Annotated in this window: 27 protein-coding genes; 16 read left to right on the forward strand and 11 right to left on the reverse strand. The window is 43.5% G+C overall.

The features are described 5' to 3' along the window. Positions 1 to 398 precede the first annotated feature (398 nt). The gene (locus FPL27_RS05860; protein ID WP_394348488.1) at positions 399 to 680 is read right to left on the reverse strand and encodes a helix-turn-helix domain-containing protein; all 282 of its coding nucleotides are present in this window, start codon (positions 678 to 680) and stop codon (positions 399 to 401) included. 1,043 nt (positions 681 to 1,723) lie between these two features. On the opposite strand from FPL27_RS05860, the gene FPL27_RS05865 reads away from it, so the two are divergent. The 4 genes from FPL27_RS05865 to FPL27_RS05880 all read left to right on the forward strand — a co-directional run bounded on the left by FPL27_RS05865 (position 1,724) and on the right by FPL27_RS05880 (position 8,695). Continuing rightward, positions 1,724 to 2,017, forward strand: a complete 294-nt coding sequence (locus tag FPL27_RS05865) for a hypothetical protein (RefSeq protein ID WP_143960197.1) — start codon at positions 1,724 to 1,726, stop codon at positions 2,015 to 2,017. A gap of 362 nt (positions 2,018 to 2,379) precedes the next feature. Beyond that, complete coding sequence (locus FPL27_RS05870) at positions 2,380 to 4,005, forward strand: TlpA family protein disulfide reductase (protein ID WP_143960198.1); 1,626 nt, start codon at positions 2,380 to 2,382, stop codon at positions 4,003 to 4,005. 47 nt (positions 4,006 to 4,052) lie between these two features. Beyond that, positions 4,053 to 7,235, forward strand: coding sequence for a SusC/RagA family TonB-linked outer membrane protein (locus FPL27_RS05875; protein WP_143960199.1), 3,183 nt, complete (start codon positions 4,053 to 4,055; stop codon positions 7,233 to 7,235). A 125-nt stretch (positions 7,236 to 7,360) separates the two neighbouring features. Next, positions 7,361 to 8,695, forward strand: a complete 1,335-nt coding sequence (locus tag FPL27_RS05880) for a RagB/SusD family nutrient uptake outer membrane protein (protein WP_143960200.1) — start codon at positions 7,361 to 7,363, stop codon at positions 8,693 to 8,695. Between the two features lie 43 nt (positions 8,696 to 8,738). On the opposite strand, the gene FPL27_RS05885 is transcribed toward FPL27_RS05880, so the two are convergent. Together FPL27_RS05885 and FPL27_RS05890 are read right to left on the reverse strand one after the other, a co-directional pair. After that, positions 8,739 to 8,990, reverse strand: coding sequence for a hypothetical protein (locus FPL27_RS05885; protein ID WP_143960201.1), 252 nt, complete (start codon positions 8,988 to 8,990; stop codon positions 8,739 to 8,741). A gap of 359 nt (positions 8,991 to 9,349) precedes the next feature. Then, positions 9,350 to 9,853: a MauE/DoxX family redox-associated membrane protein gene (locus FPL27_RS05890; protein WP_185974309.1), complete on the reverse strand. Its 504-nt coding sequence runs from the start codon at positions 9,851 to 9,853 to the stop codon at positions 9,350 to 9,352. A 211-nt stretch (positions 9,854 to 10,064) separates the two neighbouring features. Between FPL27_RS05890 and FPL27_RS05895 the strand changes: the two genes are divergently transcribed. The 10 genes from FPL27_RS05895 to FPL27_RS05940 all read left to right on the forward strand — a co-directional run bounded on the left by FPL27_RS05895 (position 10,065) and on the right by FPL27_RS05940 (position 16,865). After that, a complete protein-coding gene (locus tag FPL27_RS05895; RefSeq protein WP_143960202.1) occupies positions 10,065 to 10,670 on the forward strand; it encodes a cyclic nucleotide-binding domain-containing protein in 606 nt (201 codons plus the stop codon). Positions 10,671 to 10,741: 71 nt separating this feature from the next. After that, positions 10,742 to 11,680, forward strand: coding sequence for a terpene synthase family protein (locus FPL27_RS05900; protein ID WP_143960203.1), 939 nt, complete (start codon positions 10,742 to 10,744; stop codon positions 11,678 to 11,680). A 45-nt stretch (positions 11,681 to 11,725) separates the two neighbouring features. Then, on the forward strand, positions 11,726 to 11,935 hold the full coding sequence (locus FPL27_RS05905) for a hypothetical protein (RefSeq protein WP_143960204.1): 210 nt from the start codon (positions 11,726 to 11,728) through the stop codon (positions 11,933 to 11,935). 257 nt (positions 11,936 to 12,192) lie between these two features. Further along, on the forward strand, positions 12,193 to 12,843 hold the full coding sequence (locus tag FPL27_RS05910) for a DUF6266 family protein (RefSeq protein WP_143960205.1): 651 nt from the start codon (positions 12,193 to 12,195) through the stop codon (positions 12,841 to 12,843). A gap of 232 nt (positions 12,844 to 13,075) precedes the next feature. Next, on the forward strand, positions 13,076 to 13,813 hold the full coding sequence (locus tag FPL27_RS05915; RefSeq protein WP_143960206.1) for a hypothetical protein: 738 nt from the start codon (positions 13,076 to 13,078) through the stop codon (positions 13,811 to 13,813). A gap of 126 nt (positions 13,814 to 13,939) precedes the next feature. Further along, on the forward strand, positions 13,940 to 14,695 hold the full coding sequence (locus FPL27_RS05920; RefSeq protein WP_143960207.1) for a hypothetical protein: 756 nt from the start codon (positions 13,940 to 13,942) through the stop codon (positions 14,693 to 14,695). Continuing rightward, positions 14,692 to 15,147 carry a DUF5675 family protein gene (locus FPL27_RS05925; protein ID WP_143960208.1) on the forward strand — a complete coding sequence of 152 codons (456 nt, stop codon included), beginning with the start codon at positions 14,692 to 14,694 and terminating at the stop codon, positions 15,145 to 15,147. The genes FPL27_RS05920 and FPL27_RS05925 overlap by 4 nt, the downstream gene beginning before the upstream one ends. After that, a complete protein-coding gene (locus tag FPL27_RS05930; RefSeq protein WP_143960209.1) occupies positions 15,126 to 15,362 on the forward strand; it encodes a hypothetical protein in 237 nt (78 codons plus the stop codon). The genes FPL27_RS05925 and FPL27_RS05930 overlap by 22 nt, the downstream gene beginning before the upstream one ends. A gap of 576 nt (positions 15,363 to 15,938) precedes the next feature. Then, complete coding sequence (locus tag FPL27_RS05935; RefSeq protein ID WP_317129430.1) at positions 15,939 to 16,073, forward strand: hypothetical protein; 135 nt, start codon at positions 15,939 to 15,941, stop codon at positions 16,071 to 16,073. A 402-nt stretch (positions 16,074 to 16,475) separates the two neighbouring features. Next, positions 16,476 to 16,865, forward strand: a complete 390-nt coding sequence (locus tag FPL27_RS05940; RefSeq protein ID WP_143960211.1) for a hypothetical protein — start codon at positions 16,476 to 16,478, stop codon at positions 16,863 to 16,865. Between the two features lie 186 nt (positions 16,866 to 17,051). Here FPL27_RS05940 and FPL27_RS05945 read toward each other — a convergent pair whose 3' ends face one another. After that, complete coding sequence (locus tag FPL27_RS05945) at positions 17,052 to 17,498, reverse strand: cupin domain-containing protein (RefSeq protein ID WP_143960212.1); 447 nt, start codon at positions 17,496 to 17,498, stop codon at positions 17,052 to 17,054. A 589-nt stretch (positions 17,499 to 18,087) separates the two neighbouring features. On the opposite strand from FPL27_RS05945, the gene FPL27_RS05950 reads away from it, so the two are divergent. Next, a complete protein-coding gene (locus FPL27_RS05950; RefSeq protein WP_143960213.1) occupies positions 18,088 to 18,471 on the forward strand; it encodes a VOC family protein in 384 nt (127 codons plus the stop codon). 28 nt (positions 18,472 to 18,499) lie between these two features. Then, on the forward strand, positions 18,500 to 18,805 hold the full coding sequence (locus tag FPL27_RS05955; RefSeq protein ID WP_143960214.1) for a hypothetical protein: 306 nt from the start codon (positions 18,500 to 18,502) through the stop codon (positions 18,803 to 18,805). A gap of 53 nt (positions 18,806 to 18,858) precedes the next feature. Here the strand turns inward: FPL27_RS05955 and FPL27_RS05960 are convergent, their stop codons facing one another. The 7 genes from FPL27_RS05960 to FPL27_RS05990 form a co-directional block, all read right to left on the reverse strand. Then, positions 18,859 to 19,272, reverse strand: a complete 414-nt coding sequence (locus FPL27_RS05960) for a hypothetical protein (protein ID WP_143960215.1) — start codon at positions 19,270 to 19,272, stop codon at positions 18,859 to 18,861. Between the two features lie 375 nt (positions 19,273 to 19,647). Further along, the gene (locus FPL27_RS05965; protein WP_143960216.1) at positions 19,648 to 22,053 is read right to left on the reverse strand and encodes an ABC transporter permease; all 2,406 of its coding nucleotides are present in this window, start codon (positions 22,051 to 22,053) and stop codon (positions 19,648 to 19,650) included. A gap of 311 nt (positions 22,054 to 22,364) precedes the next feature. Further along, positions 22,365 to 22,565 carry a hypothetical protein gene (locus FPL27_RS05970; RefSeq protein ID WP_143960217.1) on the reverse strand — a complete coding sequence of 67 codons (201 nt, stop codon included), beginning with the start codon at positions 22,563 to 22,565 and terminating at the stop codon, positions 22,365 to 22,367. A 125-nt stretch (positions 22,566 to 22,690) separates the two neighbouring features. Next, positions 22,691 to 23,065 (reverse strand): serine hydrolase, encoded by a 375-nt coding sequence (locus FPL27_RS20115; RefSeq protein ID WP_185974310.1) that lies wholly within the window; start codon positions 23,063 to 23,065, stop codon positions 22,691 to 22,693. Beyond that, positions 23,062 to 23,808, reverse strand: coding sequence for a serine hydrolase domain-containing protein (locus tag FPL27_RS20120; RefSeq protein WP_185974311.1), 747 nt, complete (start codon positions 23,806 to 23,808; stop codon positions 23,062 to 23,064). Before FPL27_RS20120 ends, FPL27_RS20115 begins: the two co-directional genes overlap by 4 nt. 69 nt (positions 23,809 to 23,877) lie before the next feature. After that, positions 23,878 to 25,017 (reverse strand): C45 family autoproteolytic acyltransferase/hydolase, encoded by a 1,140-nt coding sequence (locus tag FPL27_RS05985; RefSeq protein ID WP_143960220.1) that lies wholly within the window; start codon positions 25,015 to 25,017, stop codon positions 23,878 to 23,880. A 39-nt stretch (positions 25,018 to 25,056) separates the two neighbouring features. Continuing rightward, on the reverse strand, positions 25,057 to 25,854 hold the full coding sequence (locus tag FPL27_RS05990; RefSeq protein WP_143960221.1) for a helix-turn-helix domain-containing protein: 798 nt from the start codon (positions 25,852 to 25,854) through the stop codon (positions 25,057 to 25,059). Positions 25,855 to 25,860: the final 6 nt, after the last annotated feature.

Consider the following 25,860-nt stretch of genomic DNA (forward strand, 5'->3'; position numbering starts at 1 on the left):
ATACTCCAATGTATTTTTAAGTCGCATCCAGTTTTTGACCACACCCTTTGGCTCAATGGGGTTTTCTAACGTGCAATATCTGTGATGCTGATAAAATCTTCTCCGTTTACAGGGAGGGTACGGACGGCTACTTCCTTTACCTGTATATGTTTTGTTTTATCCATATTAATGATTTTAATTTAGCGGATTTGTCATACAAAAAGTTTTGGTTGTGAATTGATTTAAAAAGCCCTCGATCTCTCGAGGGCTCAAATTACTCACTGGAGGGTGGTATACAACTAATTCACAATTTTACAAATGACTTCAGAATAAAATAAAATCCATACTTTTTAAATTTAGGAGTAAAAATAGAGAAATTCCTCTACTATAAATTGAAACCAAAAACTTTTCAACTTATATCATTTCTTACCTTTTTTCTTTGGTAATGGGGGAATAAATTCTGGGTTGAGTTCGAAATCAAAATCCATAAGCTCTTTTGGATGTACTCCTAAACCTATTGCAAAACGTTCGATTTCACTAATGCTAAAATTTCTCTCACCTCCTTTAACTCTTCGAACGTGTCTTGGGTCCACCCCAATTCTATCACCTACTATGGTGTCGTCAAGGTTTTTATCATCCATTATCTTGGAAATTTTTTTACTCACCTTGTCAATGAAATATTGGCTTTTGTATTGTTGCACATTCGAAAATGGAACTAATTGAAATTATTTTCTCGGACACACTTGTCCTTTTGAAAATAGCTTCTTATATTTACACCAACTTATATTAAAAGCGATTGTTATAAAGCATCGCACTTTACGTCTCGATACTGAAAACGGCCAATTTTCACCAATGAAATGAGACTAAAAGTGAGAATGCTCACGCCATTGGCGTGGGCTACTCGCTTGCTCATTTCTAGGGCGCTTGGCCGTGCCTCAGTATCTAGCAAGAAAGAGGGTCCACTCCAATGGCTATATTTTTTGCAGAGGCGTTCCTATATAATAATTATGGAACAGCAACAATTCAAACCTTCATATCTGCGCTACGGCTCTCCTGCATGGGCCGCCTGCTGCTGTGCTGTTTCCTCATGCTCCCAAAATTTCTATCAAACCTTGAAGCAACTACAGAGAAATCTGATTAAATCTCCGGATTGAGCAATGTGTCGGATGTCCGATGTCGGATGACCGATGAGGATCAGGGACAAAGCTGCTTCGCGGAGAAATTAAATGGGTCACAAAGTTTCACGAAGTTAAAAAGAAGTAGCTCCAAGCTGCATCGCGGAAAACGAAATGGGACAAAATGGGCCACAAAGTTTCACGAAGGAAAAATAAGGGCACCAAGCTGCTTCGCGGAGAAGAAAATGGGTCACGAAGGAGCACAAAGTTCAAAAGAAGTAGCACCAAGCTGCATCGCGGAGGAATAGCTACGCTGTTTATTTGGCTTCGCCGGTTAAGGTTTATGGTTTAAGGAATTCCGGATTTTTAAACCATAAACTTTTCCCGAAGGGGAAAAATAAGCTTTAAACCAAAACGGTATTGACTAAAAAAAAAGAATGCATCAATTCTTCGGGGGAGCGGTATGTCTAAGGGCTTCGCAGGCTGCGCTGGTTATTGGCTTCGCCGGTTAAGGGTTAATGCGTAGCGACATCCCCCTGACCCCCTCCCGAACGCTACTCTTATCGGGACTAGCGCTTCAAAGGGGGAATTGAGCAAGGGGAAAAAGTAAACTTTAAACAACAACAACTATGAAACAGATAAAGAAACTATTTGATGGGATACTATGGCTGCTGGTGGGGGATAGGGGGCTGGAGGAGGGATTCCACAGCAAAGCTAAACCCAACTGCACCTACGTACCTGATCCCAAACCGAAGCTGCTGAGCCGGGAGCAGCAGGAGGCGATATTGCTATGCAAGGCGATAGGGGTGATTTTGAAGGAGGAGGGGATGAGGAATCAGCTCCAGGTCCAAGTTAGGATAAGGCCGATAGGAGATGAGCCGCCGGACGGAAACAAATCCTCCTTCGAAGAGCCTGTCCCGTGAGGAACGAAACGGGAGGGGCAGGGGAGGGCCGAGCGTTAAAAAAAGCTCATTAAGAGCTTTTTGGCTTGGAGCCAGGCTGCAGGGGAGGGTATTTGTAATCTTGTCATCCCCCTAACCCCCTTCAAAGGGGGAATAGTTCTCGACCTTAATCCATTAATCCTATAAACCATTAAACTTCTTTCCCCCAACTTCCTGTCTGGCGACAATGTATGTCTAACCTAGCTAAACTCGATAAACAAAGCCGGGCAGGAGGGAAGGGGCGAGGAAAGATGGTTCACAGTTCACAGTTCATGGTTCAGGGTTCACGGTTGGCTGAACATTGAACCCTGAATATTTAACAATTAACCTTAACTAATAATTTGATGAAAAAAAGAACGATCTTTTTCTTCCTGGCACTGCTATGCCTTGTCGGGAGTGGAATATACCTATACGGCGAGAGAGTTGCCCACCCTGATTCCCACCAGTCAGGCCCCTCCGGCTCTGATGCCGCCTTCCCCGGGTCCTCCGGGGAGCCGGCTCCGGTGGTGATATATGGGGAGATTAGGGATTATGATCCTGTGGAAAAGATGCAGGTGAAGTTTAGTCCAATTCTCTTTCGACCGGGGAGTCCAAACCCCAAACCAATCAGGTTTGACTTGGACACCCATCCTGGCAATTTCTTCACCAACAGTCAGCCTGGTGTAGACCGTCTGTTTGAATTGATTATTGAGGACGTAGAGAGGCCTGGACATATAGACATTTCAAGTGGCTATAATGAGTTTCTCAATTCTTACTTGGTCAGACCGGGGGATAGTGTCATGATCCGGATTGACAAATTAACCAATAGCATGGTATTCTCCGGGCCATCCGCTGATCTGTTCAAATGTCAATATGATCTTGAGCAAATAAGGATTCAACAAGAATTCAGCCAGCCCCAAATTTTCAATTTTCAGAAGGTAGGAGTGCTTAATGAAAAGCAGCAAAATATGTTGGATGAGGCTAGAAAATCATTTGGAAGACAGCCTATTGTGCATTTGACTATGACTGACATGGTCAATTCAATTGAAAAAAAAGCCTCTGAATTGATGGATAGGCATTACTTAGGAATCCTGGATTATTATGGGGATAAAATTGACAGGCAGACATATCAAATATTAAAGGCCAATTACCTGTCTTTCGAAAGAGAAAGGATTGCGCGAAGACTTGCGTTTGCATGGAAACAGGTTTCCAAATTGGAGGATATGGAATCTGTAAAAGACAGAATTGAGCACATTTTTACAAAGTATGTACAGGGCTATTTGATGCTTGAAGCAGAGAATCCGGAAAGGAAAAATTCCTATCAATATATCCGGATGCAAATGGCAGTAATTGAAATAGGAGAGCTATTGGAGGGCAAATCCTTCTTTGAACTTGCAGATTCCCAACTGTCTCCTGAACTGAGGGACAGGGTAGTCGCAGGGCATCTGTTGGATCGTCGGCTTCAATCATCTGAGGCTTTATTGGATGGGTTGGATTTGATCGAGGACCCGGTTATTTGGGATATTCTAAATGACATGTATGAGCGTGTTGGAACTGGTAAATTGGCTGTTGATTTCAGATTGCCTAATGACAAAGGCGATACCATTGCCTTAAGTGATTTAAGAGGGAAGGTAGTGTTGGTGGATTATTGGTTTACAGGGTGTAGTGCCTGTATTTCGCTGAATTCGAATATTCTCCGACCGCTTGCGGAGGAATTCTCAGAAAGGTCTGATTATGCCATGGTTTCCATTTCCATTGACCGGGATCATTCACTTTGGAAAAAAAGCTTGGCAAGCGGAAAGTATTCGCCACCTGGAGCTATCCATCTAAATACGGGCACTGAGGAGGTGAAGAACGACCTGCTTCAAAAGTACAATATATCTGGTTTTCCCCATGTCATGCTGATAGACAAAGAGGGTAGGATTGTCAACCCTGGCTATCAGAAGCTTATTTACGAACAACTCAAAATGGATGTGACAGGGCTATTCTAATGCATCCAAATTTCACAAGCCAATTTCAACATTAAAATCAAAAACGTATGAGAGCAATTGTACTCTTGGGGCTGTTCCTTGCCATGGTGGGTGAGGTCCAAGCCCAATCGGACACGTATCCTTTTCAAGGGAAGGTCCGAGATGATATTTCTGGAGAGTCCTTGCAAGGGGCTCTGATCAAGGTAAAGGATTCAGAAACTTATGCCATTTCCGATAGGGATGGAGTATTTACCCTTCATCTTGAAGCGGGCATTCACACCATTGTAACAAGCTATTTGGGCTATGACTCCCTGCTTCGTAGCGTTTCGATTCCGGAGCAGCTGGAGGAGGAATTTAAGCTTATTCCTTCAGGTCTATCCATGGGTGAGATAGAAGTGGTCTCGACCGGCTACCAAAAGCTGCCGAAGGAAAGGGCCACGGGATCTTTTGTAAAAGTTGACCGGGAATTGGTCAACAGAAGGGTAAGCACCAACCTCATGGACAGGCTGGAGGATGTTACCTCCGGGCTAATCTTTAACAGGACAGGCCCTGCTTCAGATGCCATTAGTATAAGGGGGCGGAATACCTTGTTTGCCAATACCCAGCCATTGATCGTGATTGACAATTTCCCTTATGACGGTCCCTTGGAAAGCATCAATCCCAATGATGTGGAGTCCATCACGGTGCTGAGGGATGCTGCGGCAGCTTCGATTTGGGGCGCCAGGGCAGGCAATGGGGTAATTGTGATAACCACAAAAAAAGGAGGGGTTTCTGCTCCACGGGTTAGCTTTAATTCCAATGTCAACCTCATCGAAAAGCCCGATTTATTCTATGAGCCAATCATGTCCAATGAGGATAGGATTTGGGCAGAACGGACACTGTTTGAGAGGGGAAGCTTTCTCAGCTTGGAAAATTCCGTAAACAGGCCAGTTCTATCCCCTGTATTAGAAACCTTCATTGCAGAAAGGAATGGGTTGATAGATGCTGCTGAGTCAAACGCCCGACTAGAGGGTTACCGCAATCAGGATATCAGGCGGGATTTCATGGAGCATTTTTATAGGCCCCAGCTGAATCAGCAACATTCCCTAAGCGTATCCGGTGGGACAAAGGTTCATCGATACAATTATTCCCTGGGTATGGACCGGAATAATGAAAACCTACAGGCTAACAGCAATGAAAGGGTAACCATAGGGGCTCAAAACCAATGGAAGCTGTTGGGAGATAAGTTGGATGTGAATGCCAATCTATATTTTACGAAAATCAACAGGGATGTAAGGACCGAGATGCCTCGGGAATATTATCAGTTTGAATCATTGACAGATCAGATGGGGAATCCAATGCCGATTATCCATCGGTATAATCAACGTTTTGTTAACAGCGAAATAGTGGAAGACCTGTTGGATTGGAGATATATACCACTCAATGAACTGGGAAGGCATAGGAACACGAATGAGCAAGATGATTATAGGATAAACCTTTCCTTGGGGTACCAGTTTCTTCCTGGGCTGAAAGGAGAAATTTTGTACCAATACTGGCAAAACAAAACCGTTGGCAACAACCTAAGATCCAGTGACTTGTTTTTTACAAGAGATTTAATTAATCAATTCACGCAGGTGGGCAGTGATGGCTCTATTGAAAGACCGATCCCTGAAGGGGATATCCTGGATCTGAGTATTGCCTCAGCATATAGCCATAGCTTTCGAGGTCAGCTTAATTATAACAAAGAATGGGAATCTGGCCATGAACTCCATTTATTGGGCGGATATGAGCTGAAAGACTTGCAAGCGGAGAGAAATTCAATGCGTTATTATGGTTATAATGACCAATTAGCGATAAGCCGGCCTGTGGATCATGTCACCCGATTCAGATTGTTTCATAACGGGTTACAATCCAATATATCTTCAAACATCCTGCATGCAGGCAATATTGACAGGTTTGTATCTTATTATTTCAATGGAGGGTACTCCTTTAGCAAGAAATATAATCTTTCGATCAGTGCGAGGAGAGATGCTTCCAATATTTTTGGAGTGGATACCAACCAAAAGGGGGTACCGCTGTGGTCAGCAGGAGCAGGTTGGGTCATCAGTGGAGAGGATTTTTATAACTCGGGACTTTTGCCTTACCTAAAATTCAGGACATCTTATGGTGTCAACGGGAATATAGATAAGTCGCTTTCTGCTCTAACAACCGTACAATATTATACCAACTGGCAGTTTGATATTCCTGCGGGAGAATTGGGAGGTCAGATCATCAATCCGGCAAATCCTATGCTCAGATGGGAGCAAATCAGGATCTGGAACTTGGGAGCTGATTTTGAAAGCCGAAACGGAAGGATCTCCGGTTCCTTGGAATATTATTCCAAGAACGGGGTAGATTTAATCGGGGATGCTCCCTTACCTCCATCCACCGGATTGGTGAGGTTTAGGGGAAACACTTCTGGAACAATAGGAAAGGGGCTGGATTTGGATCTACAAACCAGGAACCTCACAGGAGCATTGAAATGGAATACAAATTTCCTTTACAGTCATATTTCCGAAAAAGTGACAGATTACTTTTATCAAGGATCAGTTCTAAATTACCTAGCACAATCCGATGGTGTAATGGTGCCCTTGGAAGGCCGACCCCTGTTTGCTATCTACAGCTTGCCTTGGGCTGGACTTGATCCTGACAACGGCAATCCACTAGGTTATGTGGATGGGGAAGTCAGCAGTAATTATTCTGCAATTTTCAACAACACAAGCCCTGAAACCCTCAAGTATCATGGTCCAAGGAGGCCTACATCGTTTGGGTCGCTGAGAAATACTTTTTCCTATGGCGGTTTTTCACTTTCCTTTAACATCTCATATAGGCTTGGGTATTTCTACAGAAGAGAGTCGATCAACTATGCTACGGTATTCGCGGGCAATGGCGGACATGCCGATTTCGCACAAAGGTGGCAGCAGCCAGGTGATGAACTTTTTACTTCCGTTCCTAGTCTGCCTCTGACCAATAACAATTTGCGCAACAATTTTTACAGGTATGCAGAACATCTGGTTGAAAGGGGAGATCACGTTAGGTTGCAGGATATCAGGCTAAGTTATCTATTTGAACGTTCACGTTTCCCTGGACTTCCTTTCCAGAATGCTGAAGTATATACGTATGCCAACAATTTGGGTATTCTTTGGAAGGCTTCAAATGACCCGCTGGATCCTGACTTTAGGTCGATGAGGCCACTGACCAGTATAGCTGCAGGAATCCGCATAGATTTTTAACCATCTCAATGCCCCGTTCCACCACTTTCTTCATAAGGTTTAGTTATACGGTTCCGGTGGGCGGGGCATTTTAGTGTTCACGGTTCACAGTTAAGTTAACCCATTTAATTAAAAATTTACTAATCATGAAAATATATAAAAACATACTATTAACCATCTTAGCGGCCGGAGTGCTGATAGGGTGTGAGAGCTTCTTGGAAGCTATTCCAAATAAAGGTATATCCTCTGCTGATACCTTGCAAGATCTGGAGGCTATATTGAACAATGTGGGTGTTTTTAATCTTACTCCCGGGATTCAAAATCTTTCGTCCGATGATTATTACCTAACGGATGCGGGCTGGGTTTCCTTGGGTAGAAACATGACCCAAAAGGCCTATACTCGTGAACTTGAAAACGTTTTTGAAGACGAGGTCTTTCCCAGTGCTTGGACTTGGCCGTATGAACAGGTGTTTTATGCCAATGTTTGCCTGGAGAGGCTCAATGAAATTGTTCCTGCAAATGAGGCACAAACCCAAAAGAAAAAGCAATTGACCGGATGGGCCAAGTTTGCCAGAGCATTTTCAATTTATCACTTAGTTCAAACTTTTGCTGAGCAATATAGGCAAGGAGAGGCTAGTTCTCTTCAAGGATTGCCACTGCCAAAAGTGCCAGACGTGAATAACCCTGCAGAGGTGGTGAGTTTGGAAGAAACCTACAATTTTATTCTATCAGATTTGTTGGAAGCCTTGAGAGATCTCCCTTCTTCAGTAAAATATAAAAGCCAGCCGAACATAACATCTGCCCACGCACTTCTTGCTAGGGTCTATTTAAGCATGAATGAATTTAGTCTTGCTGCTAAACATAGCACTGAAGCTTTGGGGATGTATGATAATTTATTGGATTTCAATAATCTGGAATCCTCTGCTATGTTCCCTATTCCCTTAATAAATGATGAGGTAATTTATCATGCCCTTTCTCTATCCACTGGGGGTTTTGAACGGAATCAGGAAGTGAGAATAGATTCTGTACTTTATCAAAGTTATGTTGAAAATGACCTAAGAAAACAGCTTTATTTCATAATAAGGCCAACAGGGGCGATCAATTTCCGTGGTAGCTTTTCGGGAAATGCGGAGTTCTTTTCTGGACTAACTGTAGGTGAACTGTATTTGATAAGGGCTGAATGCCGGGCAAGATTAGGAGACGCCGAAGGTGCTATTGAGGATCTTAACCGATTATTGTCCTCCAGATTTGCTGCCGGGGAATTTGAGCCTATTTTTCTTGAGGATGAAGCCAATACCTTAGAACTGGTTTTGGAAGAAAGAAGAAAGGAGCTATTATTCAGAGGTATGAGGTGGTCAGATATAAAAAGGGGGGCTGCCTCAAACGCAAAGCTTGTACGTGAAGTACATGGTGAAATTTTTAGATTTGAGTCCCCATATTATGCATTCCCTTTTCCTGTAGAAGAATTTTTGCACAGGTAATTGGAAGAGCCCGGTCACCGCCGGGCTCAAATTTACCTACTTGTTATTGTAGCTTAAACTGTCCTCTGCTGTTTGGAACTGGTTGCTCCATAGCCTCATCGTAATACAAGCATTGGATAGTCCCCGGATCGCAAATATATTCATTGCTGTTGAGGGTGACAGGTACAACTCCATTAATTTGGTCTTCACCCCAAACTGTTTGAACATTGTCCATAGGCTGCGTAAAAGCAAAAGCGAATGTTGCCCCGAGGGCAAACACACCTCCGCGTAGGAGGTTCTTTACTGAATTTTTCATAAATTTGTTGTTATAGTTATAATTACAATATTCCGGTCGCTTCGATCTTCCTCCCGTGCTGGGGAGAAGGAATCTTTTGAGAGGGGCGGCCGGATTTTTTGTGCCCCCTTCTGGTGCCTGGTAGCTGCCTGGCAGCATCCCAGACTGACGTAATTTTATGGATTCATAGGCTATAATTAAGATTACGGTTATAGTTCAACCCCTTCAGAGTTGTTGATTATTCTGTCGTTTCTTCCCCGGGTTGACACCCGGGGTTACTGATAGTTGAAGTCTTTTAGACTTCTTTGTACATCTTTGTACAGGACCACGTAGCGCCCATTGCGTTTTTAATCCTTGCGTTCGCTGCGAGAACCAATCTATTACTTCTCCAATCCCGCCTCCTTGGCAGGTTTACCTCCCTCTAGGGATGGCTGGCCAAATTCATTGTCAATTTTCCTATGAAAATGGAGACCAATCATGGCTATCAATAGAAATCCAATATTAACTGCCAAATGCTCTCCCCATCCCAAACTTCCCATCACGCCACCGCAGCTGCATGGAATGCGGCCGAAGATACCGGTCATGACTAAGCCTACATAGATTGTAAAGCACAACATTAATAAGACGCTGATCCAGAGGCCATAGTAGCGCCATTTGTTGCACACCAGCATGGCCGCCACTGCCAGTTCTACGACGGGCAATCCCCATAGGAGGCCTTCTGCCATCCTGGTGGGGAACACCTGATTGTATAGTGCATTCTTGGTTCCGGTCCAATCGATCCATTTGCTGAATGCTGTATAGGTGAGGAGCAGAACAAGAATGAGTGAAGTAGCTTCCTGTATGATGCTCTTTTTAATCGGGGTTATTTTTATTCTTTTCTCCATTCTGTCAATTTTCTTAGTTAAATACCAGCAATAATCTTAATCGTATTATTTCAAATTTAGGGAAAGGAAAAGTCTAAAGGCTGTCAATTTCGGCCTTAGTACTGGAAGGATTTAAAAAGGTCGTTTTTGGCCTTTTTTCATTTGGGACTTGACAAATGTTTATCGTTTAGTTACTTTGATATTAGTTTTATTTTTTAGCTAGGAGGATTTTATGAATAATGATTTTGACAGAATGGTAAAAACATTCTGCGGAACTCTGTTGAACAGATTTCCAGCTTTAAATTTCCCCATTCCCGAAAAGGTAATGGAGGATTTAAGTAGCTTTTTGCAGGACAGGGAAATAGCCCCCAAAACAATTTTGAAACCTGAAGGCGAAATTGAAAATACCGCTAGGTTAATTTTAGAGGGTGTAGGTGCCGTATATACGCTAGGGGAAGAGGGGGATTTACAGCTAAAAAGGGTATTTGGGGCAGGCGATGTGTTGGTAGACCTATATTCATATCGCGCTAAGGAACCGACCTCCAAGATAATAATGGCATATAGTAAGCTACGAGTAGCAGAGCTAAGCAGGAAATCTGAGAACAGGATACTGACTGATTTCCCCATTATGAATAAATTCTCGACTTTAGTCAGTGATTATCTCAAATATGAAGATGAACGATGGATTGAACTGATTAGTGAGCCACATGACGATAGGCTGGGAGCATTTATCACCTTTTACCCAGGGATGTGTCGTGAAATGTTGAGGAAAGATGTATGCCAACTGTTGCGATATAAGCCTACCACTTTAAAAAAAATCCGCCCAGACCAATTTTAAGGATTATGCTGCAGATCATGCCCGCTTATCTAGAGTGATCGATCATGATTTTTTAACCACTTCACAAAAAAATGAAAAAGAAAACTAACCTGGTCTACGCCTTTCCCTCTTATCTCAATCCATATGTGGAAGCTGTGGATGCCGAGGTGATCCAATGGGCGCAGAGAAAAAAGATATTGAAGGGGCCTTTTGAAGTAACCCAGTACCGGAAGATGAAAATCACCTGGTTTGCGGCGCGGCTTTATCCGGAAGCATCCCAGCGTAAACTTACTGCAGTGGCCAAGCTTTTTTGCCTGCTTTTTATATTGGACGATTATACGGATATGATCGTGGACAAAAATGAGTTTTGGATAATACTTTCGCGGGATATGATGAAGGCCATAAAGGGGGAGGAGGGGAAGTTGGAACTTTTCTTTTCCAGGGCTTTTCAGGAAGTATGGGAGGAAATCAGTTCCTGGACCGGCCACCTCTGGCAAAAGGAAGCACAGACACTTTTTGAAAGATTTCTTCAAGCAGGATCATGGGAGGCACGAAACCGTCAGAAAAACAGGATTCCCGCTATTGGCGAGTATATGAGGCAAAGAGTGGAATTCTCCGGGGCGAAGATAGCATTTATACTCATCCCTCCGGTGTGGGACATTCCCTTTGAATTAACCCAAAAATCAAAATACGAAGCTATCCAGGAGGTAGCCGGGAAGATTATTTACATCGCTAACGATCTGATGTCCTATGAAAAGGAAAAACTGGAGAAGGACTGTCATAACCTTGTCCTGCTGATCACGCACCATCATCAAGTGCCGCCGGAGGCTGCCCTAAAAAAAGTCTTTGAGCTGCATTACGAGGAAGTGGCAAGATTCCACAGGATGGAAGAAGAAATCCGCAACTGTGCGGAGGGATCCGATGGATTCAGCCATGAATTTCTGATGGCCTTAAGATTTTTGATCTCCGGAAGCACGGAATGGTCAAAAGCCGATACGCAGCGTTACCGTTCGGCCCAAAACGGCAATTGATCCCAAAGTTGCCAATCCATGTATTACTTTTTAACCCATCTTTTTATGTACAAGAAAAATCAAAAGATCAAGAAGAAGTGCGTCATTTCCGCCAATGACATCCTCAGGATTACCAACATGAGTGAGCGCTATGGACAGGACCTGCTGTGCAGGATCAAAAAATACTACAAAAAGGGGAAGCACCAGTTTGTGACCGTCAAGGAGTTTTCAAAATTTTCCGGGATACCCGTGGAGGAAATTGAAGAGTATTTATAAAAAAATCCAGGAGGTCATGGGAGTTTTTGTGGGGCCGTATCTCCGCCGACCCAAAGGGCTATATACTCCCGACCTCCTCCCGATCAGGTCCGCTTCAGGGGCCCATCAGATTCGCAAAACAGCCGGCTTGTAAGTGCTCCGTGCCTGTTCCGAAAGAATTTCAAAACGGGACTAGGGTAAAGGGACATATAGGGCTGCCTTGGGTCTTACGGAATGGCATTCATTTCAATTTTTTATTCACTTTTAACGACAAAAAAATGGCAAAATCAGAAGGTCCCGAAAAACACTACCGGGGCAAAAAAGGATCATGGGTCTACTACCGGGTGAAGGGGGTGACCTATGTAAGAAAGCATGTTGAAAAAATTGCTTCAAAACCTCCCACCAAATTGCAGGAATATGGGCAACGGAAATTCCGGCTGGCAGGAGAATTTTTCAAACCCCTTAAAATTCCCGTGGAATTCGGTTTTCAGCAACAGGCCACAGGCATGAGGACGGGCACCCACCTTGCCTGTGGCTGGGCCATCAAAAACGGGTTTAAGGGTAGCCTTGAAGACAGCACGCTGGATCCATCATTGATCAAAGTGAGCGGGGGAACACTCACAGGCGCACTTTCTCCCACTGTCCACTGGGCCGGGGATGGGAAGGTCCTCTTTGAATGGGAGGACAATTCCAACCTTGGCAGTGCCCGGCGGGATGACCAGGTCATGGTGACCCTTTACAACGTGGAGGACAAAGCCGTATTTTTTGTCCTGGAGGGCAATTTCAGATGGGAAAAGCAACAGCTTGTCTCCATTTACAGGCACGATCTGCATGTAGGGAAACTTGAGGCCTACATTTCCTTTTCCAGACCTCTGGCCAAAAACAAAACCCGGGACCTTTCGGACAGTGTGTACGTGGGGAGGGTTTAAGGTTTAAGGCTTAAGGTTTATGGTTTAAGGTTTATGGTTTAAGGTTTATGGTTTCAGGCTTAACGGTTCAGGGTTCAGGGTTCAGGGTTCATAGTTATGAACTTTGAACAATTAAACATTGAACCTTCAACAATGAACCTTGAACAATTAAACATTTAAACATTGAACCTTTGAATATTGAACAATTAACCATTTAAATTATCAATTTTTTATAACTATAACGAAAACAACTATGGCAAAGCAAAGTGGATTATTATTTTTTGAAGGGAACATGGGTGGTATCAATTATTATAAAACCGCCAAGGGATATTATGCCCGGAAAAAAGGAGGGGTAAGCAAGGCCCGGATCATGAAGGACCCCAACTACGAAAATACCCGTAGAAACATGGAGGAATTCAAGCTGGCAGCCGGGGAAGGGAAAAGGATCAGAAACCTGTTCCTGCCCCTGATTCAAAGGAGTGCTGACAGCACCTTCAGCTCGAGGTTTTTCACCCTGATGTTGAAAATCACGAAAACTGACCCTATGCATCCTCCCGGAAGCAGGAAACCCGGGTATGGGGACTGGAATTTATTGGAAGGTCTGGAGCTGAACAAGGAACGTAAGTTCAGGAAACTATGGACTCCTGAGATTCGTGTGGCGGAAACCGGCTCAGAGTTGAGGTTTTCGTGGAGCCAAACGGATTTTGAGAAGTTTGAGTTTCCGGCCAACGCTACCCATCTAAGCCTTTTTCTGAATGTGGTAACGGTGGACGTGGAAGGCAGGGGAAACGACTCCCATCTCGAACTGTCCAGGCAGTTTGAGATGGGGGCTATACTCCAGGGGGGAGAATTGGTGGTGGATAAACAGGGTATCCCCGGCACGCGTAGGCTATTCATATTCAGTATTGAATATTATCAGTGGATGGCTGGAACATATTACCCCTATTGCTCCACGATGTACAAAGGCGCCAAGGTGGTCAGGGTGGAATAATATTAATGCCTGTATTTCCGCACTGACCGCAAAATGCGCAGAATCCGCTGTAACCGCATAATTGTTTGTTAATCAATGTTTTACAATTGATATTTGGACATGTTTAACATTTAAAACCAATAAAATATGGGACAACAAGCGAGTTTTGTGAGTTTCACCGGCAATATAGGAAAACTTACATTTTACAAAAACAAAGACGGTTTTATGGTCCGCGAAAAAGGCGGGGTCACCAAGGAGCGCATCATGAATGATCCCAAGTATGCCCGTACCAGGGAGAATATGCGGGAGTTTGCCGAAGCGGCCTCGGCCGTAAAGCTGCTCAAGAACAGCATCAGGCCGGCAATCATTTCCTCCACCGATTCCAGGCTTCACCGGAGGCTTCAGCATGCGATGGTGAAGGTGGTGAAGAGCGATCCTGTAAACACCAGGGGAGAGAGAAAGGTGACTGAGGGCAACTGGGACCTGTTAAAGGGATTGCAGCTCAATGCGGGAGCCAATCTCACTTCTGTGTTGAAAAAGCACGTGGTCATCACCAATACGGGGGAAACCCTGGCGATCAGCCTTCCGGCATTTCATCCCGCGAGCTATCTGATGGCACCATCCGGCACCACCAATTACAGGATCTACCTTATGGGAGGTGCTATTGATCTTGAATTAGCCGATTTTAACTTGGAGAAAGTGGAGTCTGAAATGTTAAGTGTGCGGGCAAGTTCGCCTGAACTGACCTTGGAGCTGAACAAGGTGCCTCTGGAATTCAATCACCGGGTATTTGTGTTGGGCATTGAATTTTTCCAGACAGTCAATGGGGAGGAGTTTCCCATGAATGACAGTGGGTACAACGCCGGTACAATCATATTGACCGAAAAAATCGATACTCCATGAAGCTCTTATTGAACAGGGAGTATTGGCCTAATGGCACCAATGGGTTTATCACCCACAATGGGATCGAGGTGGCCAAAACCATAGAGCTGCCCTATAGAAACAACAGGCGGAACGAGTCCTGTATTCCGGAGGGTGTCTATGGTTTGGAGAAGCGGTACTCGGAGCGATACGGTTGGCATCTGCTGGTAAAAGGGGTGAAAGACAGGTCTGGAATCCTTTTCCATCCTGCCAATGATGCCTTGAAGGAACTCAGGGGCTGCATTGCCCCGGTGACGAACCATACGGGGGAGGGGAAAGGCAACTTTTCCCGGAATGCAACCTACCTGTTTCGGGATCTGGTGTACGAAGCCTTGGATGCTGGAGAGGAAGTCAAGCTGGAGATCTTCAGCGAAGCCGACCTTGCCCTCAACCTGGCTGTAACGGATATGCTATGGACGGAGGAGTTTATTTAATTGGTGTGGGGGGACTGGTATCAGTCCTCCTTTCCATCTCCGGTTTCCTGCTCAGGTACCTAGTCCAGGACCTTCGTGAGCTGAAGGGTGAACTGGTGGAGGTTAAAGTCGGGGTGGCCAGTTTACAAGGCGAGCAATTGGTACTGAAGTCAATGGTGCAGACGCAGCTGACGATGCTGAGGAATAGGATTCAGGTGTTGGAGAAAGTGAGTTAGGAGTTGTCAGGGTTGTCATTGTTCTATGCACGGAAAGGACTGGGCACTGAGGACGCATCGCTGGTCACTGTACTACATGCCGTCTTCTCGCATAGTCCCGAGCAGTCCTGATAGCTATATCGGGGGGAATCGGGAACCGCAGCGAAGCGGAGTGGAGCATTGAGAACGGGAGCACTGTGCACTGAGCATTTAAAAATCCGGAATGCCAAAAATGGTCCCGTTTGATGCTGGATCTGACAACCACGATAACAATGACAACGGCGGGTTCCGATGCCCAGCGTCGGAAGAGCGGACAACAAAAAGTCGGAGACATACGCACAACGGTGGTTCTGAGCACGGAGCACTGAGCACTGAGCATTTAAAAATCCGGAAAGGCAAAAATTGCTACAATGGCCGGCTGAGATGCTCCATCTGACAACCACGACAACGGCGAATTCCGATGCGCAGCATCGGAACAGCGGACAACCATGACAACAACGTAATCTTAAATTTTAGACCATAAACATAATGAACGAAATCCAAAACAGATGGCAGGCGCCGACGCCGCCGTTTTTCAAGAGGCTTCAATATGCAGGAATGATGCTGGCAGCAGTAGGGGGAACCCTATTGGCCGCGCCAGTTGCCCTGCCGGTGGCAATCATCACAGCAGCAGGATATGCTGTGGTGGCGGGATCGGTACTTGCGGCGGTGAGCCAGGTGACAAAAGAATAAGTACGAGGTTGGAAGTACGAGGTTAAGTACGAGGTACGAAGTTGGAAGTACGAAGTAAGCCAGTCTGGGTTCCGGGCTGGTTTTTTTTGTGGTTTTAGGTTTATTCGCCCTGCGGGCTGGGTTATGGTTTATGGAGATGATGAATGGCTGGTTTAAAGGTTTATCGTCCTGAGGGGAATAGCTGCGCTATATTCCCTTAAGGACTGATTAATGGATTAAGGAGCAGAAATCCCTTACGTTAATCCTTTAATCCTTTAATCCCATCAACCTATTAATAGATTCGCTAAGCGGTGATTGGGAGATAAACCAAGGAAGGATGGAGCGGGGGAATTAAGTCTTGGCACTATTTAGGATAATTATCTTAAGTTTAAACCTTTATTCTAATATTAAAATTAACATTATATGCTGTATATAAGGTTTGTCTTTTTTGTACTATTGTTATCAATTTCATTTCAAGATTTTGCGCTTGGCCAGGAACCTGCCCCGCAGGAGACATCTGGGAGATCTACCGTGGACTTTGGATTGGAGGGGATGTTGGGAGTTTCCGTCGGTCCGGATTTTTATGCAATGAATGTTGGAGGTCCCAGTTTGTTTCTAAATATCAATCCAGATTGGAAGGTAGGCGTAGGGGCCCTGCCCTCCCTCTATTTATATGAAGGAAAGATGGGGGCAAGATTGGGAGTCGCCCCTAGAGTGGATTATAGAAAACTGGCCTTCTTCGCCCCATTTTTTCATATGGACTCCCAAGATCGATGGGTATGGTCAATAGGAGTGGGATATAAATTTCATTAGAGGCCAGCGGGACTGATTAATAGATTAAGGAATAGGAGTAACTTAGGTTAATCCTTTCAACCCTTCATTCCCTAAGCTTCTAAACTGACCCCCGTGTCGGATACTCTCTACATATGTGTGCGAAGTCTGAAGACATTCGCACAACGGTCTAAACTGAGCGGTATAAAAGGTGTGCAGGTGCCTCTTTTATGGAGCATCGACGAATTCGACACCGTACTGGGCGGCTAGGCTACTGATTTTATCATAATCGATCTCCATATCCTCATTCTTTGGTGGTTCCAGTGATTCTGCAGGCGTACTCATTTGGCGAACGGCCTCTTCGAAACCTGCCGGAGAACAAATCAGCATTACCCTTGCGTAACCTGGAGAATCAACTGTATAGGTGTGTGGAATGCCTTTGGGGGCCAATAAATAATCACCTGCTTTTGCCTTGTAAGTTTTGTCCCCTACAAAAACAGTCAACTCCCCTTCCAGAACATAAAATCCCTCGTCCTCCCTTTGATGCACATGCCAGGGAGGGCTTCCTTCCTTGGTGGCATAGAGTTCGATCATACAATACCGACCATCTGTTTCCACTCCCGTAGTGTGGATGATGGCTAATTCCCCTAACCAATTCAACGCTTCTTTTCCCATGATTTATACCCTTTCGAAAGCTTTTAAAAGTATCCGGAATGATATTAAATATACGGATAAATCGCTGGATTATAAAGTTTAGGAGGTTCTCGCCTGCGGCCTGGTTTAGGAGTTTAGAAATCGCGAAGCGGCGACTTCATCGCGGCAGTTTCACGCAAAGGGCGCAAAGAGGGTCGCAACAAGCGCAACGTTATTTGGTTTAAAGGTTTAACGTCCTGCTGGCCAAATTCCATTGAAGCCAGCGGGACTGATTAATAGATTAAGGAATAGGAGTACCTTAGGTTAATCCCTTAATCCTAGGAGGCGCGCAGCGCCATCCGAATTCAATCTTTAAACTACTTTACAGGTGCTCCCTTAATAATTACGGTATGAATATCTCTCGTGATCTGGATATCCTCTAGTTCTCAGAATACAATACCTGTAGGCTGTTTGCCATAACTAGAGATTGATTTTAAGGGTTACCGTCCCGCAGGCATAGCTGTCGTGATCGACCCCTAGAATGTCGTAAACTCACGCTTAAAAAATGCAATCGGATGAGTAAATTTGTTTAAGTCCATTTGAGTATAAATGTTAACCTAAATATGAAACCATGATGAACGCTGCATATTCATTTAACTCCTTTTCCTCCGACAATTTGAAAGCCTCTAAAGAATTTTATGAAACTATATTAGGACTTCAAGTGGACGAGACTGATATGGGGATTTTAGAAATCTCCGGCATAGGTAATCATAAATTTATAATATACCCCAAAGGCAAGGATCATCAGCCCGCTAACTTCACTGTACTTAACTTTGAGGTACAGGATATAGAACAAGTTGTTACTCATTTAATCTCCAAAGGGGTAGTGTTTGAGAAATATGGGAAACCTTTAAAAACAGATGATAAGGGTATTTTTCGGGGAAAAGATAATCACAAGATCGCCTGGTTTAAGGATCCTTCAGGAAATATTCTCTCTATTATAGAAGAGAGATAGTTTCTTTAAGGTAGGTAGCAAACCTTAAATGAACGAAACCTTCCTTCCCCGAGATTGGACTTGTTTACCACTGGGCGCTGAGCACTGGGCACTGAGCACGGGGTGGGGTGCGTTGGGTACTTCCCCTTACTGGGATGTTGTCATGGTTGCCCTTGTTCTAGGCCGGATAGGGTTCTGGGTAATCTACTCATTTTTCAGTGCATGGATGGGGTTGGCCTCAGCAGCTTTAAAGGTTTGTAACCCAACAGGAATTATTGCGATCAATAGAATGAATCCAACAGGCATTCCAAAACAAACCCAAGGCGGCAATAATCAGGGAAATGATGGTAAATAACAATACTGTTTTTCCAAACTGCCTATCTTGATGGAGCTGGTAATTGTACAAGCCTACCGAAACCTGGAAAAAGCCAACATGAAAATGCCAGCTTTGGATTGGGCTTTCCATTTTTCGAAGCCTTTGATGAATTCCTTCTGGTTGCTTTCTTCGGTACGGGTGGTGTCAAGGTGTAGTTTCAAGATTTGCTCTTGGCTTTTGTCTACCAAGCCCCAAGACTTGGAGAAATCGGTCAAATCCATCAGGTAAAGTTTGCATTTTATCAGTTGGTTTTGCTGATATTTTATGAAAAGCAATTCCTCCCCATTTTTATATCCTATAGTGATCTTCCCCCCTGAATAGGAGTGGGATTCAACGATGTCAAAGTTCACCTCCTGACCTTCCAGGCAAAGATCTTCGTCACATTCAAAAAAATCCTTGCACGCTCGCCTCATAGCCTCAACTTCCCTTGCAATACTATTATTCATAAATTCTCCTTATTATAAGGGTAATAGTGTAAATATAATGCAAGTATTCGTAAATATGTGTTAAATATTGAGATAAATTAAATCATCTTCAGTAAATGCACCAGCCATGTAAGCAATGACATTTTATAAGCTACCAAAGGCCCTTAATTTCCTGTGGGTAGGCATGGTCAGCATGGAATTTATCATGTTGATAATGGCAAATCCCCCATGGCGATCGGCAATGTGCATTTGGACACTGTGAGTGCCAGTTGGGGAGTGTGGGGAGCACTGGGCACGGAGCACTGAGAGCACTGAGCACGGGGCGCTGGGTACTTCGCCTTACTGGGCTGTTGTCATGGTTGACCTTGTTCTAGGCCGGATAGGGTTCTGGGTAATCTACTCATTTTTTAATGCATGGATGGGGTTGGCCTCAGCAGCTTTAAAGGTTTGTAGCCCAACAGTGATTATTGCTATCAATAGAATGAATCCAATAGGCATTCCGAAAAGCCACCAGCTCAATGAAATCTGTAGGGCATAATTTTCCAGCCAACTTTGAATCAACAAAATCGCAACTGGAATGGACATCATGCCCGCTATAAAAATAATCAGTAAATAGCTCCTCGATATCATATAAACCAGAGAACCGGTTGTTGCTCCCAATACTTTCCTTACCCCCAACTCCTTCTCTTTTATTTTTACCATAAAAGAAGACAGTCCAAACAGACCCAAGGCGGCTATAATCAGCGAAATGATGGTAAATAACAATACTGTCTTTCCAAACTGCCTGTCTTGATGGAACTGGTAATTGTACAAGTCATTGAGGAAATAATAGTCGAAAACCTGATCGGGAAATGTCTCATTCCACAGGTTCTGAATAGTAGCTAATGCCTGTTCCGTATCATCGGTATCCAATTTGACAATAAGGTTATTTGGACTTTGATCCTGCCATAAAATCAAGGGAATATGTTTTTCTTTGGGTGAGCGTTGATAAAAATCGGCCATCACACCAATAATCTCGGAGGGTATACCATTTCTATTAAATGATATTTTCTGCCCAATAGCATCAGCGGCATCTGTAAATCCTAAGGCATAAAGCGCAGTTTCATTGATAAGCACCATTTCATTAGGTGATTCTGCTCCAAAAGATCTTCCTTCCAGTAAGGTTATCTCCATAGCATCGACATAATTACCCAATATACCATAGTGGTAAAAGGTATGCTTTCCATCATGCTCATCCACTCCAAGTCTTCTCTCCCCTCTAGAACTACTCATTTCCATAAAATCTGATCCCGGTACAGATCCGGCACCCGATACATTTTTTACCATATTTTCGTTGGACATCCTGTGAAGGAAATTTATCCCAGAAGATTTTGCTACGGAATCACGCTGTGAAGGAGCACGTATGACCAAGGTATTATCTATAGCCACCCCCAGTTCGGTCCTGGTCAAATAGTCAACTTGAAAAAACACGGCAAAAGCAACACAGAGCAATACGATGGTTGCCGTAAACTGAAAAAATACTAGCCCTTTCCGCAAAATAATCCCCTTTGAAGAATGGCTGAATTTGCCTTTTAGCACAGTCATTGGATTGAACCCAGACAAAATCACTGCTGGGTAAAACCCAGATACCAATGTGCCGACTAGGGTAATTCCTGCCACCACTACGGCCAGATTAGCTACGCCAAAATGATTGATATTCAAAGCCAATCCACTAAAACTTATAAAATAAGGTAAGGCTATGATACTGATTACTAATGCAGTCAGGCTCGCCAAAAGGTTGATAACAAAAGCTTCACAGAAAAACTGAAAGACCAATTGCCTTTTGGAAGAACCAATGGCCTTTCTTATTCCTACCTCCTTGGCCCTTACCATGGCTTTGGCTGTGGCTAAGTTGATGTAATTGATCCATGCCAACACCAATATAAATATCCCCACCCACAGTATGAAATTCACCAATTGGGCACTGCTGTTTACATCTGGCTCAAAGGTCTTGTTAGAGTAAAGGTGGATATCACCAATCTTTTCAGAAATTACCACCTCATCCTCAATGTGCTCATTTGCTTCAGAATAAGCTTTCAATTTGGTATTGAAAGCAGTCACATCTACACCGTCCTCCATCAACAGATAGGTGTATTCATTGTTGGCATTCCACGGATTGTCTTCATACCAAGGTCTAAGGGTTGGTATGGTAGCATGCGACATCAGCATGTTAAATTTAAGGTGGGTGTTTTGTGGCAGATCTTCCATCACGCCTACAATTTCCAATTGAAGGTCACTGCCTGGGAAAATCAGCACCTCTCCTAGAATATCAGTTCTATCATAAAAACGTTTGGCAAAGCTTTCTGTGACTACAGCTGTATAAGGCTCCTCCAATTTTTGCAGATTACTTTGACCTAAAAGTTTATAAGAAAATATATTAAAAGCTGATAAATCAGCTGCATAGATTTTATCCTCATAACCCCTGACATCTGAAGATAATGTGGCTATTTCAGCCTTGCCAATTTTCATGAACCGGGCATAATCCTTTACCTCAGGCATGGACTCTTTAAATTCCGGACCTAAAGGATAATAAGTTTCCACATCGTTGAGCATAAACTCATTGCCGTCGTAAAGATCCAGTGAAAGCCTAAAAATGTTTTCCGACTTCTCGTGCATGTCCTCATAACTTCTTTCAAAATGGACATAAAAACCTATAAGTATGGCCGAAACTATACCAACAGATAAACCCAGGATATGGATTGCTGTAGCGCTTTTGTTTTTGAGCAGATTGCGGAATGAAATCAGAAAGTAATTCTTGAGCATGGGGTCAATTATACGACATTAGTGCCATGCTAAAAAGTGCTTTGAAACCCTATAAGCCTAATTCTTTAATTAAACCTAAATTGGAACCGAACGTTATTGTTCGCTTACGGTCATTTTGAGGAGGTTAGGAGGTTGCCTTTCACTCCCCATTCAAAGACATCCACTGGTTTCAGCAACAGGGCTTTGGTGACATGGTAGGTCATAGTTGCCCCGCTTCAGGCCAGCAGCAATATTCCACATACCTCCCCACCACCCTGGGTGTGTTTAGCCCCAAAACGACAGCCCAAGCGACTTTTTCTAGGTTAATAAATCTATTCTGCTGATTGGGGTAAATAATGTAGTACCACCCGGCCATCCATGGTCAGGTATTCATTTGCCACCCTTTTTAGGTCGCCCCTAGTTACATTGTGGTAGTGTTGCAATTCCTCGTTGATATAGTTGGTCTCTCCATAGAAAACCTTGGCTTCTGCCAAGTTTTGGGCAATTCCCGCCAAGGTGCTGATTTTGTCCACCCAACTCCCTGAAATCTATTTTCCTTTGTGCCCAGGCGGAACTGCACCACAAGCCGATGAGCACGGGCAAAAACATCAATTTTTTCATATGCTTATTAAAATGCGGCTATCAGATCGGGTTAAAGTTATTTATTCAGCCCCCCTAAAAGAAGCTCTTCCAATGGCTCCAATATCTCCAAGCCATTGTCGGTATTGGTGAAAAACACAAAACCAAATCCTTTATCCTTTACCAACATAAAGTATGATTGGAAATTTTCATTCATGCCTCCATGGGCATATTTTACACCATAAGGAGTAGAAGCTAATATAAATCCTAGGCTCCAAGCTTCAAATCCAAAATCCTCTCTCAGGCCATCGTCCTCTGGAAGCCGTACTTGCTCTGTAAGCATTTCATTGAAAAGGTCTTTTTCTAGCCCTTTTTCTTTTAGAAGAGCAATCATGAAGTTGGAGAAGTCATCGGTGTTGGTATGTAGACTATGTGCCGCACCAAATTTTGTCAAGTCAGTATACCACCGATTTTTTCCACTTCGGTACCCGAATGTCCATAGGCTTTGTGCGCTACAACATAATCGTTTTTGGTAAAATAAGAATGCTTCATGCCTAATGGCCGGGCAACCTCTTGCTGAAATGACTCATCCAAATTTTTCAAGGACCTGTCCTTGAGATGGGCTATTACTTTTGCAAGAAATTCATACCCTTCACCTGAATAGTGGAATTGGGTGCCCGGGGTGAATTTGATGTCCAGTTTGCCGTCTTCGTTAAAAAACCTCCAATTTGGGAAACCGGTAGTGTGTGAAAGAGCCATCCTTGCGGTAATGAGTTTGTAACGCTCATCATGCTCGATATCGGAATAGGGCATATATTTATACAATGGAGTGTCCAAATCCAGTAAGCCTTCTTCTACCATTTTCATGGTAAAATAAGCGAAAAGAGATTTGGACATGGCGGCTGCTTCGAAAAGGGTCGTGCGACTTACCTTTTCGTCTGAATCGCTTCGGATTACCCCCAAATGGTTGTTGTACACTACTTCAGCATCATTGATCACGGCGATGGAAAGACCGGGAATCTTTAAAGTTTCCATTTGATTTTTCAAGAATTGATCAAGGTCGGTAGTTGATATGGGTTCACCGGATAAGGTTTGGATACTCTTTTCATCACTGGCGGTTTTTTGTGCCTGGCAGGCCACCACGTTGATGAATAGGATGGCCACAGTCAATACGATCGTTAAATGGATTTTTTTCATGGTAAGTCTATTGGGGAAAAGTTTCATTTCCCTCATTTGTAATTCACAATAAATGAAAGGATTTTGTATTTAGTTGAAAGTAAGTACCAGAGGCTTTTTACCCTTTTGGGGATTGTAAACCACCATAGATGGTGGAAAATTTTTGTTTTGTGGATATCTGCCTATAAATCTGAAGTATGTGTCTTTTGAATTGATATTTGCAGGTGCCTGTGTAGACATTGCTTTTTCAAGTAGACTGGGTGGAAAATGTTCAGCCTCCGGGAAACTGGTGAAAAGGCTGTCAAGGTGGTTAAATCTTTCACAGACAGTTTCCCTTTCCACTCCCTGTCTAAAATCTGTATTGACCAATGGATGATTGGTATGATAAAGAAACCTATCGGAGGTTGGGTTTTGGTGTTCTACCAATTGATTTGCAGATATTTCGAGGTTGACGATCTGGTTTCGGTCGACCATCATCAGGTTCTGGGGAATGGCTAAAGGTGTTTCCTGAAGAAAGTCCTTAGCTTTTTCAATACTGGGGAATGTCAAAAGTTTGCGAACCATAAACGATAGCGGTAAGCCTCTTTTGTTCATATGAAGCATAGGGAGGGAATTACAGGTTACAGCAAAATCTTTTGTCATGCCACTGGTCCCAATAGAGCCGGGAAAAGCAAATAGAAATGTATGCTCATCATTGAGGATAATAGGAGTATTGTTGCCGTGTAAAAATGCCGGTAGATCCTGATTATAGGCTATTAAATTTTCATCCTCGTTTTTAACTCCAGCATTGGTACAGCTTTCGTATCCATTCTGGAAGTAATTCATGACCTCTTCAGCCAAATTAAAACACAGAAGGGCCTTCCGGTCTACTTCCGCTCCATCCGCTATGCCGTTAATTTCCTCCAATAAGTCTGGCGTATACCGGTTAATCGCTTCCAAGAATCCGGTTTGTTCAGCAATGAGTCTGTAAATTTCTTCTTGGGAAAGATTTACGCCTTCCTTTACAACTGAATCCCAAACAGCCAATTGGAGAGCAATATCCTCTTTCATCTGAACGCCGTATTGGTAACCTTTTTCATAGGCGGTACCTTTTCGTTCAATAAGCTTAAGGTAATGGGGGTTTTCCGATTGGATATTTTGTGGTGGAGCTTGTCTTTGGATACTTTTATTGCTGTCACAGCTTCCAAACACAATTGCAACAAAGAGTAATAGCAGCGTTTTGTTCATCATTTAAACTATTTTTCACAAAGTAAAAGCGGAAGGAGAAGATTAAATTGTATAAAAACGAAACTGCTCATCTGAATTTGGAATGAAGTATTTTTCCATGCTTAATTTTGTGGGAGGTGCTCCCATAATAGACTTAAAAGAACGGATAAAGTGAGCTTGATCAAAAAAACCATAATCTAAGGAAATTGCCGATAAGGAGGAGTCCACTGTGCCATAAAGTAATTTCTCCACCACTCGCCTTAGTCTCATGGTATTGGCAAACTGCTTGGGAGACAATCCAATGTATTGGTTAAATCTATTTTCCAAAGTTCTTGAGGAGATTTTGAGATCCAAAAGAAGATCCTTTTTGGATTTGCTGAATTCCCGGGTGTAGTCCAATAAACTAGTACAGGATTTTAGCATAACATTGGTTTCTATGTTTTTTCCAGGGCTTTGCTTTTCAACCTCTTCTTCGAATATTTTTACACATCTTTCAAGATTGAAATCGAATGGGCCAGGGTGAAGCCTTAGGTTTAGCTGGCTGTTGATTTCACTAAAGGGTGTTATGCTATTGGTGGTTTTGGATATGGGAAAACTGGTTATCAGAGGGCTGATCCAGGGATATATTTTTAAAAAATATAGTTTGGATTGAGGTAGGATTTCCATATCAATGGACGCTGTCAACTGACCGCCCAAGTAGACTCCCTCTTGGCATGGAAACGATAAGTCTTTGATAGTGAAGCATGCTCCCTGTCCCTTGATCAGAATAATTTCAAGGCAACCATCCGGGATCATTTTATTGGTTGCTTTGCTAACCAAGTAACTGGCATTTTCAATTGCCCATACTTTTTTTATGTACATTTATTT

This window comes from Litoribacter populi (genome assembly GCF_007483685.1).
GTDB classification, from domain to species: domain Bacteria; phylum Bacteroidota; class Bacteroidia; order Cytophagales; family Cyclobacteriaceae; genus Litoribacter; species Litoribacter populi.